This is a genomic window from Corallococcus sp. AB030 (assembly GCF_003668965.1).
Lineage (GTDB): Bacteria > Myxococcota > Myxococcia > Myxococcales > Myxococcaceae > Corallococcus > Corallococcus exiguus.
In genome coordinates this window covers 44,212-58,035 of sequence record NZ_RAWQ01000035.1, presented here as the reverse complement: position 1 = coordinate 58,035, position 13,824 = coordinate 44,212, and the positions used below count along the sequence as shown (strand labels likewise).

13 protein-coding genes and 1 pseudogene are annotated in these 13,824 nt (G+C 68.2%); 7 read left to right on the top strand and 7 right to left on the bottom strand.

What is annotated here, in order from left to right:
* Positions 1 to 252: 252 nt before the first annotated feature.
* Positions 253 to 1,761, bottom strand: a complete 1,509-nt coding sequence (locus D7Y15_RS11925) for a hypothetical protein (RefSeq protein WP_233604905.1) — start codon at positions 1,759 to 1,761, stop codon at positions 253 to 255.
* 224 nt (positions 1,762 to 1,985) lie between these two features.
* Between D7Y15_RS11925 and D7Y15_RS11920 the strand changes: the two genes are divergently transcribed.
* Together D7Y15_RS11920 and D7Y15_RS11915 are read left to right on the top strand one after the other, a co-directional pair.
* Positions 1,986 to 3,212, top strand: coding sequence for an imelysin family protein (locus tag D7Y15_RS11920; protein ID WP_121752626.1), 1,227 nt, complete (start codon positions 1,986 to 1,988; stop codon positions 3,210 to 3,212).
* Complete coding sequence (locus D7Y15_RS11915; protein ID WP_121752625.1) at positions 3,205 to 4,638, top strand: HTTM domain-containing protein; 1,434 nt, start codon at positions 3,205 to 3,207, stop codon at positions 4,636 to 4,638. The genes D7Y15_RS11920 and D7Y15_RS11915 overlap by 8 nt, the downstream gene beginning before the upstream one ends.
* Before the next feature lie 9 nt (positions 4,639 to 4,647).
* On the opposite strand, the gene D7Y15_RS11910 is transcribed toward D7Y15_RS11915, so the two are convergent.
* Complete coding sequence (locus D7Y15_RS11910; RefSeq protein WP_120575235.1) at positions 4,648 to 5,064, bottom strand: EamA family transporter; 417 nt, start codon at positions 5,062 to 5,064, stop codon at positions 4,648 to 4,650.
* 128 nt (positions 5,065 to 5,192) lie between these two features.
* Positions 5,193 to 7,187, bottom strand: coding sequence for a S8 family serine peptidase (locus D7Y15_RS11905; RefSeq protein WP_121752624.1), 1,995 nt, complete (start codon positions 7,185 to 7,187; stop codon positions 5,193 to 5,195).
* Between the two features lie 149 nt (positions 7,188 to 7,336).
* Between D7Y15_RS11905 and D7Y15_RS11900 the strand changes: the two genes are divergently transcribed.
* The 5 genes from D7Y15_RS11900 (at position 7,337) to D7Y15_RS11880 (ending at position 11,435) form a co-directional block, all read left to right on the top strand.
* Positions 7,337 to 7,756, top strand: a complete 420-nt coding sequence (locus D7Y15_RS11900) for a MarR family transcriptional regulator (RefSeq protein ID WP_148712747.1) — start codon at positions 7,337 to 7,339, stop codon at positions 7,754 to 7,756.
* Positions 7,757 to 7,815: 59 nt separating this feature from the next.
* On the top strand, positions 7,816 to 8,199 hold the full coding sequence (locus D7Y15_RS11895; RefSeq protein ID WP_148712746.1) for a hypothetical protein: 384 nt from the start codon (positions 7,816 to 7,818) through the stop codon (positions 8,197 to 8,199).
* 68 nt (positions 8,200 to 8,267) lie between these two features.
* Positions 8,268 to 8,876, top strand: a complete 609-nt coding sequence (locus D7Y15_RS11890) for a TetR/AcrR family transcriptional regulator (protein WP_158629040.1) — start codon at positions 8,268 to 8,270, stop codon at positions 8,874 to 8,876.
* Positions 8,873 to 9,718, top strand: coding sequence for an alpha/beta fold hydrolase (locus D7Y15_RS11885; protein ID WP_120575240.1), 846 nt, complete (start codon positions 8,873 to 8,875; stop codon positions 9,716 to 9,718). The genes D7Y15_RS11890 and D7Y15_RS11885 overlap by 4 nt, the downstream gene beginning before the upstream one ends.
* A gap of 37 nt (positions 9,719 to 9,755) precedes the next feature.
* Positions 9,756 to 11,435, top strand: a complete 1,680-nt coding sequence (locus D7Y15_RS11880) for a hypothetical protein (RefSeq protein WP_121752620.1) — start codon at positions 9,756 to 9,758, stop codon at positions 11,433 to 11,435.
* Positions 11,436 to 11,465: 30 nt separating this feature from the next.
* Here the strand turns inward: D7Y15_RS11880 and D7Y15_RS11875 are convergent, their stop codons facing one another.
* The 4 genes and pseudogenes from D7Y15_RS11875 to D7Y15_RS46745 all read right to left on the bottom strand — a co-directional run.
* Positions 11,466 to 11,861: an SRPBCC family protein gene (locus D7Y15_RS11875; protein ID WP_121752619.1), complete on the bottom strand. Its 396-nt coding sequence runs from the start codon at positions 11,859 to 11,861 to the stop codon at positions 11,466 to 11,468.
* A gap of 63 nt (positions 11,862 to 11,924) precedes the next feature.
* Positions 11,925 to 12,284, bottom strand: coding sequence for a VOC family protein (locus D7Y15_RS11870; protein ID WP_120575243.1), 360 nt, complete (start codon positions 12,282 to 12,284; stop codon positions 11,925 to 11,927).
* Between the two features lie 27 nt (positions 12,285 to 12,311).
* Entirely contained in the window at positions 12,312 to 13,154 is an 843-nt protein-coding gene (locus tag D7Y15_RS11865) for a helix-turn-helix domain-containing protein (protein WP_121752618.1), read from the bottom strand.
* A 248-nt stretch (positions 13,155 to 13,402) separates the two neighbouring features.
* Positions 13,403 to 13,657, bottom strand: a pseudogene (locus tag D7Y15_RS46745) (DUF2917 domain-containing protein); the annotation flags it as partial.
* Positions 13,658 to 13,824 lie beyond the last annotated feature (167 nt).

Below are 13,824 nucleotides of genomic sequence, written 5' to 3'. Positions count from 1 at the left end.
GCCGGCGGAGGTGCCAGCGGAGCCTCGGCCGGAGCCCGCGGAGACTCTGGTGGGGGCGGCGGCGTCTGGGCCGGGGCCGACGAGGAGACAACGAAGGAAACGACGGCGACTGCCCAGGTCGGTGCACCCATGAGGACGAAGACTCCCGGAGGAACGTGCGAAGAGGTGCGGCGGTCGACCATGCCAGCGGGGGAGTGGAACCTCCCCGCCGGCCCGGAAGACCGCCGCCGACCGCGACTGCGTGAACGCCTACTACTGCGCCTCGGCGGCGCCCGCGATGACGATCTTCCCGTCGGCCTGCACGGCGATGGCGCGAGCGGCCTCGTCCAGCTTGCCGGCGATGACGTTCACCGTGACGATGCCACCCGTGCCGAAGGTGGTGTCGCGCGTGCCGTCCAGGTTGAAGCGCGCGACGGCGAAGCGGTTGTCACCGCCCTCGGTGACGAAGCCCGCCGCGTACACCTTGTTGTCCGGGCCGAACGTCACGCCCCAGAAGCGGTCGTTCTCCGTCTCGGAGAAGGGCACCGCGCCCACGAACTCCGTGCCCGTCGTCATGTTGCGGATGAGCAGGATGGCGTCGTCGTCCTGGCTGCCACCGGCGCGGTAGCCCGCGGCGGCCACGTACTCCTCGTCCCCCACGTCCTTCTTCTCCACGTCGAAGAAGGCCTCGTCCGGACGGTCGAAGGAGTAGAGCTTGTAGCCCTCGGTGAAGCCGTCCACTGTCGCCGGCTGGCCGTTCGCCGTCAGCACCACCGCCAGGGCATCGATCTGGCTGGGGCCCCGGGTCGCGCTGCCCACCATGAACACGCGGTCGTCCTTCAGTGCCACCGCGTCACGGCCGCGGTCGTTGTCGCCGGCCAGGTCCAGGATGAACGCGCCGTTCACGCCGAACGTGGTGTCCAGCGCGCCCGTCGCGGTGTAGCGGAACGAGATGAGGTCCACCTTGTCGCCGGACACGCCCGCCGCGCGGCCGTAGCCGGTGGTGATGTAGTCGCCCGTGGACAGCTGCACCGCGGCGTAGGCCTCGGAGATGCCCCACTCCTTGGTCGGGTCGTTCGTGGCGAACGGCGCCGAGTTCAGCACGCCCTTGGAGCCGAAGGTGTTGTCCACCGTGCCCGTGTCGTTCAGGCGCAGCATCACAATGCGATTGGCGGACTGCGCGCCCACGCCCGAGGGCTGCGACAGGTAGCCGGCGGACATGATCTTCCCGTCCGCCTGCACCAGACCGTGGCGGGCGGAGTCACCCAGACCGCCGATGTCCAGCGCGTAGAAGCCCTTCTTCGCGTTCGCGGCCGGGGACGCGTTGAAGGTCTCGTCCAGCGCGCCGTTGGTGGTGATGCGGGCGACCACGCGGTCGGTGTCCGTGCGCGTGCCTTCCGCCTTCTTGGTGGCGAACACCACCAGCCGGTCCTGCGCGTCGCGGCTGACGCTCCACATGGCGTCGCGCACCGTGCCGGCGCCCGTGCCCAGGCTCACGCGCGAGATGCCGTTCGAGGCATAGCTGGTGTCCACCGAGCCATTGGTGTTCAGCCGCACGAACGCCAGGTCCGTGTCCGGCGTGACCGTGCCGGCGTCCGTGCCCGCGTCGGTGTTCGTGCCCGCGTCGGTGTTGGTGCCCGCGTCGGTGTTGGTGCCCGCGTCCGGCGTCGGAGTGGGCTCTTCGTCATCACCACACCCACCCATGTAGGTCGCGGTCAGGCCCAGAACCAGCATGCTGGGCAGCAGCTTCGTGATGCTCCGGTGCTTCCTCTGATTAGTCATTTTCGACCCTCGGGTAGGGGATGAGTGAAATATGAGAGGGATTCTCATTTTGGCTGGCCGTAAATGAGAGGCGTCTCATTTGTGGTGGCGAATCTGAGAACGATTCTCATTTTCATGCGCGTTTCGGGGCGGTGAGTAGACTGCGAGTCCTTCGAAGTCAAGACGACATCCCAGTTTCGATAATAATTGTCATTCGCAACTTTGATTTGATACTCGCGGATCCCATGACTGTCTTCAAAGCCCGTCCTGATGCGCCCTCCCGGCTGGGAGTGAGGGCCCTGGCATTCACCGCGGTGCTGTGTGTGGCGTGCAGCGACAACAAGCCCAAGCCGGTGGAGCCTGGCCCCGGGGACGGCGGCACGGACGTGCGCGCGCAGCTGTTGAGCGCCGCGGGCGAGTGCATCCTGGGGACGGCGCGGGAGTTCCTGCCCAAGGCCACGGCGCTCCAGACCGCGACGGCGGCGTTGCGGGACGCGCCGGACGCGGCGGCGCGGACGGCGGCGCGCACGGCGTTCCACGAGGCGATGGACGTCTGGCAGGTGATGGAGCCCATGCAGGTGGGGCCCGCGGCGCCGCGCAGCAGCCCGGGCGGCGCGGAGATCCGCGACAACATCCACTCGTTCCCGCTCTACAACCGGTGCTCCATCGAGGAGCAGCTCGTGTCCAAGGGCTACGAGTCGGCCAGCTTCTCCTCCAGCCTGGTGACGCGGCGCGGGTTCCTGGCGCTGGAGTACCTGCTCTTCTACGAGGGCGCGGAGACGGCTTGTGGGCCGAACTCCGTCATCGTGGCGCAGGGGACGTGGGCGGCGCTGTCCGCGGACGACCGGGCGGCGCGCAAGCGGGCCTACGCGGCGGTGGTGGCGGCGGACGTGCACAAGCACGCGCAGGCGCTGGTGACCGCGTGGGCGCCGGAGGGCGGCAACTTCCTGAAGACGCTGGCGACGGCGGGCTCCGGCAACGCGGTGTTCCCCTCGACGCAGGTGGCGCTCAACGCGATGAGCGACGCGCTCTTCTACGTGGAGCGAGAGGGCAAGGACCAGAAGCTGGCGCGGCCGCTGGCGCTGCGCGACTGCTCGTCGTCCATCTGCCCGGAGCTCTTGGAGTCGCAGTTCGCGGGCCGCTCGAAGCAGAACCTGCGTCAGAACCTGGTGGGCTTCCGCCGCCTCATGGACGGCTGCGGCCCGGACTTCACGGGCCCGGGCTTCGACGACGTGCTGGCGGCGGTGGGCGCGGAAGGCGTGGCCACGCGGATGCGCCAGGAGGTGGTGGAGGCCGACGCGGCGCTGGTCGCGGTGGAAGAAGCAGACCTCGCTCAGGCGCTGGTGCAGGACAAGCCGTCGGTGATGACGGTCTACAACGACTTCAAGGGCATCACGGACACGCTCAAGACGGACTTCATCACCACGCTGGACCTGGAGCCGCCCGCGGGCCTCGAGGGAGACAATGACTGACGTGGCTGGCGGCGGGAGCAGGCCGCTGGCACGGGTGTGGGCGTGGCTGCTGGCGCCCCGGGACATCGCCGCGCTGGCGGCGTTCCGGGTGGCGCTGGGGCTGCTCATCACCGTATCGGCAGTGCGCTTCCTGGCCTACGGCTGGGTGGGCGTGTTGTTCGCGCAGCCCCGCTTCCGCTTCACCTATTGGGGGTTCGGCTGGGTGCCGGTCCTCCCCGGTGACTGGATGCCCGCGCTCTTCATGGCGATGGGCGTGCTGGGCGCGCTGTTGATGGTGGGGTTGTTCTACCGGGTGACGGTGGTGCTGCTGTTCGGGGTGTTCGCCTACGTGCAACTGCTCGACGTGACGAACTACCTCAACCACTACTACCTGGTGAGCCTGCTGCTGGGGCTGATGTGCTTCGTGCCCGCGCACCGGGCCTTCTCCGTGGACGCGTGGCGCAAGCCGGCGCTGCGGAGGGACTGGCTGCCGGCGTGGTGCACGGTGCTGCTGCGCTTCCAGGTGTCCGTCGTCTACGTGTTCGCGGGGCTGGCGAAGGTCACCACGGACTGGCTGGTGCACGCGCAGCCGCTCAACATCTGGCTGGCCGCCCGCACGGGGCTGCCGTGGGTGGGGCCGCTCCTGGAGCAGCGCTGGATGGCGTACGCGGCGGCCTGGGGCGGGATGCTGTTCGACACCACCATCGTGCTGTTCCTCATGTGGCGCCGCACGCGGCCGTTCGCGTACGTCGTGGTGCTGGGCTTCCACGCGGTGACGTTCGTGCTGTTCCCCATCGGGATGTTCCCCTTCATCATGGTGACGGCGGCGCTGGTGTTCTTCGACCCGTCGTGGCCGCGCGTGCTCGCGGCCCGGGTGCGGCGCCTTCCTTTGGCCGTGCGTCCTTCCGGGGTGGGCGAAGGCGCGACCCTGGTGGTGCCGGGTTGGAAGTGCCGCCTGGCGCTGGGAGCGGCGTTGACCTACGCGGTCCTCCAGGTGGCGCTGCCGCTGCGCACGCACGCGTATGGCGGCAACGTGCTCTGGCACGAGCAGGGGATGCGCTTCTCGTGGCGGGTGATGACGCGGGAGAAGAACGGCAGCGCGACGTTCCTGGTGCGTGACAGCGTCACCGGCCGGGAGTGGCACGTTCCGCCCAGCCAGTACCTCACGCGGTTGCAGGAGCGGGAGATGGCGGTGCAGCCGGACCTCATCCTGCAACTGGCCCACAGGATTGCCCGGGACTTCGAGGCGAACACGCACCACCCCATGGAGGTCCGGGCCGACGTGCGGGTGTCCTTGAACGGCCGGATGTCGGAGCCGCTGGTGGATCCGCACGTGGACCTGGCGAAGGAGGAGGACAGCCTGGGACCCAAGGCGTGGATCCTCCCCGCGCCCGAAGGGCCCCCGGTGCACCTGCGCCCCTCGCGGCGAAGCGCCCCCGGCGCCTGACGCTGGCCGTCAGCCCAGCGTCAACAGCGCGCCGCAGACCATCAGCCCCACGCCCACGACGAGCTTCCACGACATGGGCTCGCCCAGCAGGCCCCACGCCAGGACGAGCGTGAGGGCCAGGCTGAGCTTGTCGATGGGAGCCACCCGCGAGGCGGGAGCGAGCTGGAGCGCCCGGAAGTAGGCCAGCCACGACAGGCCCGTGGCCACGCCGGAGAGCGCGAGGAAGAGGAGCGTGCGGCGGCTGAGGGTGGGAAGGGCGGCGCCTTCTCCCCGGGCCAGCGCGATGGTCCAGGCGAAGACGAGCACCACCACGGTGCGCAGGGCGGTGGCGAGCGTGGAAGGCACGCCCTCCACACCCACCTTCCCAAGAATGGCGGTCAGCGCGGCGAAACCCGCGGAAGCCAGAGCGTAGATCCACCACGTCATGTGCGTGACTCCCAGGGCGGTCGCATGGCCCTGACACCGAGCGTCCGCCGGCACCTGACACCGAAAAGAGAAGCCCAGCAACCCGGTGGGGTTGCTGGGCCTCTGGACATCGACTTCCCGCCGGCGGACTACCGGACGACGGTCAGCGCCGTGTCGTCAATGAAGAAGCTCGTCTGCAGCGACGAGTCCTCCGTGCCGTTGAAGTAGATGCGGACGGTCTGGCCCTTGTACGCGTCCAGGCTGAACGTCCGCTGAACGTAGGCCGTGCCCTTGTCCAGGTTGCTGTACGTGGCCAGCGTCGCCAGCACCGTGCCCGCGCTGTTGCGGACCTGGACGGCCAGCTTGTCGTAGGCCGTCGAGGTCGTCGTCTCCGCCGTGGTGATGCGCGCCCAGAAGGTGAACGTGGCGCTGCACGCCGTGGCGGGGATGGTGACGTCCTGGTAGGCGAACTCGGTACGCGTGCTGCCGTAGCCGTTCATGTAGGCCTTGTACGTGCCCGTGCGCGGCGCGCTGCCGGACGTGGTGCCGTCGATGACGCCGGAGGACGTGGTCCAGCCCGTGTTGCCGCTCTCGAAGCCCGCGTTGGCGAGGAGTTGCTCGGTGATGGAGCAGCTGCCCGTGCCGTTGTTCACCGTCACGGACACCGTGGCGGACGTGCCCACGTTGTTCGCCGCGTCATACGCCTTCGTGGTCAGCGCGTAGGTGCCGTTGGCCACTGTCGCCGTGTTCCACGAGAAGCTGTACGGCGAGGCCGTCGCCGTGCCCAGCAGCGTGGTGCCCGCGAAGAACTCCACGCGAGACACGCCCACGTTGTCGGTGGCGCTGGCGCTCAGGCTCGCGGTGCCGCTCAGCGTCGCGCCGCCCGCGGGCGAGGTGATGGACGTGGTGGGCGGGGTGGTGTCGCTGCCGCCGCCGCCGGTGATGAAGAGCGTGTACAGCAGCTTGTTGGGCGAGCCGGTCCCCGGGCTGGTGACCTTGTTCGGCGTGGAGTTGTTCACCAGCGCGTCGCGCACCTGCGCGGGCGTCGCGGTGGGGTTCGCGCTCAGGTAGAGCGCCGCGGCGCCAGCCACGTGCGGCGACGCCATGGACGTGCCGCTCATGGACGTGCTGGACGAGTTGCCGGAGTTGGACGCCGAGGTGATGCTCGAGCCCGGCGCGAAGATGTCCACGCACGTCCCGTAGTTGGAGAACGACGAGCGGGCGTCCGTGCTGGTGGTGGAGCCCACGGTGATGGCGTTGGGCGTACGGGCCGGCGAGTAGTTGCAGGCGTTGGCGCTGTCGTTGCCAGCGGCGACCACCGTGGTGACGCCCGCGGCGATCAGCCGCTCCGTCGCATCGTCGATGGCCTGGATGCCGACATCGCCCAGGCTCATGTTGGCGACCGCCGGCTTGACGTGGTTGGCCGCCACCCAGTCGATACCGCCGATGACCTGCGCGTCGTTGCCGTAGCCCGTGCAGTCCAGCACGCGCACGCCGTGGAGGGTGACCTTCTTCGCCACGCCCCAGGTCGTGCCGCCCACCGTGCCCGACACGTGCGTGCCGTGGCCATGGCAGTCGGACGGGTCGCTGTCGTTGTCGATGAAGTCGTAGCCGTTGCCGATGCGGCCGGTGAACTCGGTGTGGGTCTGCCGGATGCCGGTGTCGATGACGTACGCGTGCACGCCGGTGCCGTCGACGTTGTACGTGTAGGAGCTGTTGCGCGGCAGGTCCCGCTGGTCGATGCGGTCGATGCCCCAGGTCGCGCCGGTCTGCGTCGCGGACACGTGGATGAGGCCGTTCTCCTGCACGTACGCCACGCGCGGGTCGGACAGGAGGCGGCGGGCCTCGGCCTCGCTCATGTTCGCCAGGAAGCCGTGGATGGAGTGCTCATAGGTCCGCAGCACGCGGCCGCTGGTGAGGGACACCATCTCCCGGGCGATGTTCGCCGCTCCCTGCTGCCGGACCTCCTGCGTCGAATCGCGCAGGACCACGATGTACTCGTTGGGGATGGCCCGCTCGCGGCGGATCATCTGCGCCGTCTGACCGATCTGCTCGCTGTCGGACTCCGGGCCCTCCGGCATCGGGCCGCACGCCGCGGCCAGAAGGGAGATGGCGCTCACCGCCTGGGTCAGTTTCAGTTTCATTCGGCCTCTCAGGGAACGTGCGGGCACCGGGACGGAAGCCCTCGCACAAACAGTGAAATTATATTTTCGTGAATAAACGGTCAATCCCGTGGTGCCCCGCATGGGAGCACAAGCTGACACACTGTCATCCGGACGGAGGTGGATGAACGGTGGCTGCATCGAAGTCGATGGTGGGATTGACCGCGGGGCTCCTGGTGGGTGGGCACAAGGCGGCCAGGCTGTTGGAGGCCGAGCTGGAAGCCACCGGTCTCAGCGCCGGTGAAGCGGTCCTGCTGTCCGTGCTGGCGTCTGGCGCCATGACGATGACCGGTGTCATGTCCGCGCTGCACATCGGCGCGTCCACGGCGACCAGCCTGGTGTCGCGGTTGGAGAAGCACGGCTACGTGCGGCGCTCCCGCAACCCCGAGGATGGACGCTCCCTGCTGGTCGCGATCACCGACGCAGGAGCTGTTCAGTGCGAGGCGGCGGAGGAGGCCTTCACGAAGGTCGACGCGAAGCTCGTGGAAGCAGGCCGTGACGCTGTCCGGGGACACACCGCGCTGATGAAGCGGCTCTCTGACCTCCCCTGAATCTTTCGTCTACTACGAAACCGTAGTACATTTTCGTAGTAGATGGAGGAGGCATGGCCATGGATGACGACGTGTTTCTCGAAGGATTCTCACGGGGGGAGCTGAGCGGGTTCGCCCATCTCGACCATGTGCGGGTGGTCTACCTCTACACGCTCAGGGCGGGGCGTGATGCGGCCGTCGAGCTCACCCGCGCGGGTCTGCGGGTGCTGACGGGCCGACTCGGAGTTCCGGAGAAGTACCACGAGACCATGACGGTCGCGTGGGTCCAGCTCGTCAGTGCGCGGGCGGCGGCGGGGCCAGGGCGCGACTTCACGGCGTTCGTCAATGACAACCCACGATTCCAGCGCAAGGACCTCCTCGAGGACTACTACTCCCGAGAGGTCCTCTTCGGCGCCGAGGCGCGGACCCGGTTCGTCGAGCCGGACCTGATGCCCCTGGCGTAGGTGGGTGGGGCGGCGTGCCTGCCTGAAGTTCTTTACATTGAGCGAACGTTCACTCAATGATTCGGGGCATGCCTCGTACGGCTGACGCCAATGCAGTCCTCCGGGAGAAGACGCGGGAGCGCGTGCTCCAGGCCGCGGTGCGGCTCTTCTCCCGCCACGGCTTCGACGGGAGCAGTGTCCGCGCGCTCGCGCAGGAGGCGGACATCGCCGTGGGACTGCTCTATTCGCACTTCGAATCGAAGGAGGCGGTGCTCGCGGCGCTGATGCAGTCGTCGATGCTGGACGTCGCGCACACGCTGGAGGCCGCGGACCGCGAACCCTCCGCGCGGGGATTCGTCACGGTCCTGCTCACGTCCGCCGTGGAGATGATGGACGCGCACCGGGACCTCTGGCGACTGAGCCATGGCCTGCGTCACCAGCCGGAGGTGCTGGCGCGGCTGAAGCTGCCGCTGGAGCACTTCCTGGGGGCCACGCACCAGCGGTTGTCGCAGGCGTTGGCGGCGCGCGCGGTGCCCGAGTCTGACATTGAAGCGCGGGTGCTCTTCGCCATGGTGGAAGGCATTTCCCAACAGTACTTGCAGCACGAAGGCGGCTACCCCGTCGCAGAAGTGATTCGTGCCGCGGCCCGAAGGTGGCCCGCGACTCCCTCACGCAAGCGAAAGGCAGACACCCCATGAAGCGGCTGAAGGTCCCCGGCGGTGAGATGGCGTGGCATGAGGAAGGACAGGGCACGCCGGTGGTGCTGGTGCACGGGACGCCGTCGTCCTCGCGTGAGTGGCGGGACGTGGCCCGGCGTCTCTCGCCGTCGTATCGCGTGCTCGCGCCCGAGCACCTGGGCTTCGGTGACAGCGAAAGGCCCGGGGACTGGCGCACGTATTCACTGCCCTGGCACGTGGAGAACCTGCGCGCATGGTTCGACCAGATGTCGCTGGGACCGTTCCACCTGGTGGTGCATGACTTCGGGGGGCCCATCGCGTTGCCGCTCGCCATCGCGGCGCCGGAGCGCGTGCTGAGCCTCACCGTGGTGCAGAGCTGGCTGTGGGACCTGAAGGGCCCCAATGTCGACAACGCGCTGATGCGGTGGCTGTATTTGTCCTGGAACTTCTCCGCGCGGACGCTGGTGAAGATGTCCTGGGGGCGCCGCACGAAGCTGACGCGGGAGTTGCACCAGTCCTTCCTGTCGCAGTTCCCGGACCGGGCGTCCCGGATGGGCACCTGGGGCTTCGCGCGCTCCATCTCCCATGAAGGCCCGTGGATGGACGAACAGGGGCCGGGCCTGGGCCGGCTCGCGGACATTCCGGCGCTGGTCGTCTGGGGCAAGGCGGACAAGCTCGTGAAGCCCGAGCACCTGTCGCGGTGGAAGCAGGCGCTGCCCCGGGCACGGGTGCTGGAGCTGGAGGACGTGGGCCACTTCCCGCAACTCGAAGCGCCTGACGCGGTGGGTGCCGCGCTCATGGAGCAACTGGCCCGTGTGGGTCAGCCCCGCTCCATTGACTCTATGTCGCCAGCGCCCGTTTGATTCTCGACGTTCGCTGCTGCTCCCCAGGAGTCACCCCGTGCCTCATCCCAATGCCCAGACGGCCCTGGACATGCTGGAGTACTGCCGCTTCGCCTACAAGGCGTACGCCCAGGGCTGTGTCTACCCGATGGATCCGTTCTACGAGTCCCACGGGGCCGGGATGTGGCAGGGCGCGAGAGACCGGGTCCTGGCGCAGGTGCACAGGCTGCTCGGCAGCGAAGCGGACAGCCACAAGTTCGACCCCATCGAATACGACCTGAGGACTCCGCCGAACCCCCATAACGGGGTCGTGTACCGGGGCGGCACGGGAGACGCTCCGTACATCCTGTTCCAACCCCGGGACCTGGACCGCTCCATCTCCTTCTCGAAGGGCGTGGACCTGGAAGGGGAGGACATCACCATCAAGGTCCCGGACCTCTTCGGGCAGAGGACGCTGCTGGGCCTGGAGCACTCCGGTGCGACCGGTACGAAGCGGTGCTGCTACTTCCAGGGCAAGACGGGGATGACGCAGACGCACCCGAAGGCCGGCTGGGCCAGCTGGATGGGCGCCGCCATCTACGACCCCGACCTCGAGCGGCTGACGGTGGTCTTTCGCGGCAGCCGGAGCGGGAGCGGCGGACGCGCGCTGGGGCAGGCGCTGGTCAGCAGCGCGGGGAGCCCGGACTGGGTCACCGACATGAATCACCTGAAGGAGGTGAAGGTCGGCCGGTTCAGCAACGCGAAGCTGTCCGCCGGCTTCTGGTACGCCTACGAGAGCTGTCAGGAGTCCCTGGCGGCGGCCTGCCTGGAGGCGATGCACGGCCGTGTTCCCCGGGAGATCATCTTCACCGGCCACAGCCTGGGCGGCGCGCTCGCGCAGTGCGCGTATCTGGACCTGGCGGGCGGCGAGCTCCTGGAGAAGGTCTACGCGAAGATAAAGAGCCGGGTGAGCGTCTGCTGCTACGCCATCTCCGCGCCGCCCGTCGTGCTGGGGGAGTCGTCGAAGGAGAAGCTGGAGCTGCACATCGGCGGGCCCGCGCAGGTGTTCCACCACTTCTCGCCGTACGACGCCGTGCACAACAGCAAGAAGGTGAAGACCTCCGGGGTGACGGCCCTGAACTCGGTCGTGGGCGTGTTCACGCATCCGCTCACGTCACCGGTCCACCTGGGCGAGGAGATTCCCCTGAAGGATTGCACACTGTCCTTCCCGGACGCGCATGAGCCCGAGGAGGTGCGCAAGGGGCTCGTCGGGCTCATCCGGAAGGAGAGCAGGATGGGGCTGCCCGCGGATCTGGGCTTCTGGCCCACGTTCTCCTTCAACCCCACCGGCACCTGGGGAGCGTCGGTGCGGCCGGGTGGAGATTGGGCCGCGGATGCGCTCGCGGAGCATCTGAAGGTCGCGCTCGTCACCAGTGTCTCGGAGTCGCGGGCGCGGGTGCGCGCGCAGCTCTGGGCGGACGTGGTGAAGGGCAGCGGGAAGAAGAAAGGCGACTACGAGGTCGTGGACGACACGGATGGGGCCTCGTTCGACGCCTTCGCCGATGCGTGTGGCCTGGTGGCGGAGTTGAGCAATCCCTTCACGGACAACCGCTCACAGAACAAGACGCAGCTGCGGGCCCTGCGCAACGAGATGATCAAGTACTACCAGGGGGCCTCGGGCCACAAGGCCTCCTCCAGTGTCTACTTCGTCATGCTTCAGTACCTGACCGCCGCGCAGTACGGGCTCGACATCGTCTGACTCGGGAGCCGGACCTGCCGGGCGGCTGTTCTACGCGCCTCCGTACAGTGCCTTCTTCATCGCGACCAGGCCTTCGTCGATCATCGGTCCGACGATGGCGCTCGCCTCGTGAGGAAGGAAATCGGCGGTCCAGACGACCCGGCTCCCCGTGCCCTCCGCGTGGACCTGGACCGCTCCGTTGTAGTGGGTCATCGGTCCGCCTTCCGCGCCCCAGACGAGACGCCGTCCCTCGTCATCGACCGTCACGATGGGCTCCCTGACCACCATCCCGTTGCCGAAGGTGACCACGCGGCCTCCTGGCTCAAGACGTGTGTCGACAACGAAGCCAGGAACCAGTCGCGTGTGAAGCGCGCCAATGTCGCGGATTGCATCCCATACCCACTCGGGCGTGGCGCTCGTCGTGATGTCCTTGCGAATTGAAGCCATGGTGTGTGTGCTCGTGTTGTGTTGGCGCCAGGGTTGAATGCGTGTGCATGCGGCTGGAGGCTTCTACGTGAGGCAAACGGCCTCGACGTTGTTCCCATCCGGGTCGATGAGGAACGCGGCGTAGTAGTTGTCCGCGTAGTCCGCGCGAATGCCCGGCGCGCCATGGTCGCTCCCGCCCGCCGTGATGCCCGCTGCGTGGAACCGGTCCACGGCGGCGCGCTCGCTGGCCCGGAAGGCGACATGTCCGGTGCTCCGGGCGTCGCTCGCGGGATAGAGCCACAGCGCTGGCTGACCCTTGGGGCCGAAGCCCGCGCTCGTCGCGTCCTGGTGGCAGAGCACGTAGCCCAGGGGGGCGAGCACCGACTGGTAGAACTGGATGCCGCGGGGGAGATCCTTCACACGTAGACCGATGTGGTCGAACACGAATGCCTCCTGAAGTGAGACTCACTTCTAGGAGTTGGCCGCCATCTTCTCTTGGAGAATCTTGCGGTCCCCGCGCGATGCCTTCCGGAACGCGCGTGGTGAAACGCCCGCCGCGCGGCCGAACGTGCGCACGAAGTTCGACAGGTCCCCGAAGCCCACGTCGTACGCGATGCGAGCGATGGGGGCATCCGTCGCGAGCAGGCGCGCCGCCTGACGAAGGCGCATGCGCACCAGGTATTGGTGCGGCGTGACGCCCAGCACTCCGCGGAAGACGCGGAGGAAGTGGAACGGGCTCAAGCCGACCTTCGCCGCGAGCTCCTCGAGCGTCAGCGGCTCCTCCGCCTGTGCATCGAGGAGGAGCGCGGCCTCGACGGCCCTCCGACGATCCCGCGCATGCATCCTCAAGGGTGTCTCGCGTTTCCCGGAGACGGTGCCCACGAAGCGCGCCGCGAACGCGAGCGCCACCTCATCCAGGCCCAGGTTCGTCCTTCCCTCGGCCGTCTGCTGCGCGAGCTCACCGAGCATCACCAGGGAGGGGACCGGGGGCAGGGCGCCGACGCGCCACACGTCCAGGGAGGCTCCGAGCGAATCCACGAGCGCGTCGGAGAGCTGGAACGACAGGCACTCATCGCCCGCGAGATGGTGCTCGTGGGTGCAGTGGAAGGCGTCTCCCGCGTACCCGACGAGCGTTGCTCCGGCCACGAGCTCATGCTCCGCGCCGCGGGAGTGGTAGCCAAAGCTCCCCCACCGGACGTACGACACCGAGAAGGCCCCATGCCGCTCCTCGAACTGGCGTTCGCCCGGCTTCGCGTCGCACCGGCAGTCCACGACGGAGAGGGAGCGCGAACGGTGCAGGACGGTGGTGCGCATCCGCGCTGGCTAGCAGGAGGGGGACAAGAAGACTTGGAGAATCTTGCTCAGCGCACTCCGCATCTCAGAATGCGGGGATGACCGCGCCGCTGTAGGTGGCGTCGATGTAGCGGCGCACCTCGTCGGATTGGAGCGCCTTCGCGAGTGCTGTCAACCCAGGGCTTGGGCGACGGCGTTCCCGCTTCCCGCGCCGAACCTGCCCGGCAGTCGGACAAGTTGAAGCGTGACGCGCGCAGGGCCTGCACCACCACGTGCCCCGCGTGTACCTCCAACGTGTCGCCCGCGCCGAGCACGTGGTCGTGCGGGTCGCCTTCGAACGTGAGCCACACCTGTCCCTCTTCGCAGACGAGCTTGCGGGACGGGCCGCGCAGGCGCCTGCTCCACAGGCTGCCTTCCGGCAGGCTCACCCGCTCCTGGCAGGAGTCGGATGCCGGGCCTCCTCGCAGACGCAGGGCCAGCGAGCGCAGCCAGGGGGGATTCAGCAACGTGAAAGGGTCCACCATCTCGGTCCTCCGTGATGGACCCACCATGCGTCCGGAGGCTCGACCAGAACAGATGCAGGAAATGTGAATTGTGACCGGTACAGTTCCAGGACGGAGAACTGTGCTGGTCACGGCGCCGCGAAGCTGTATCTGGGCAGTGGGAGCGCCGGGCGCTATCCGTTGAGGAC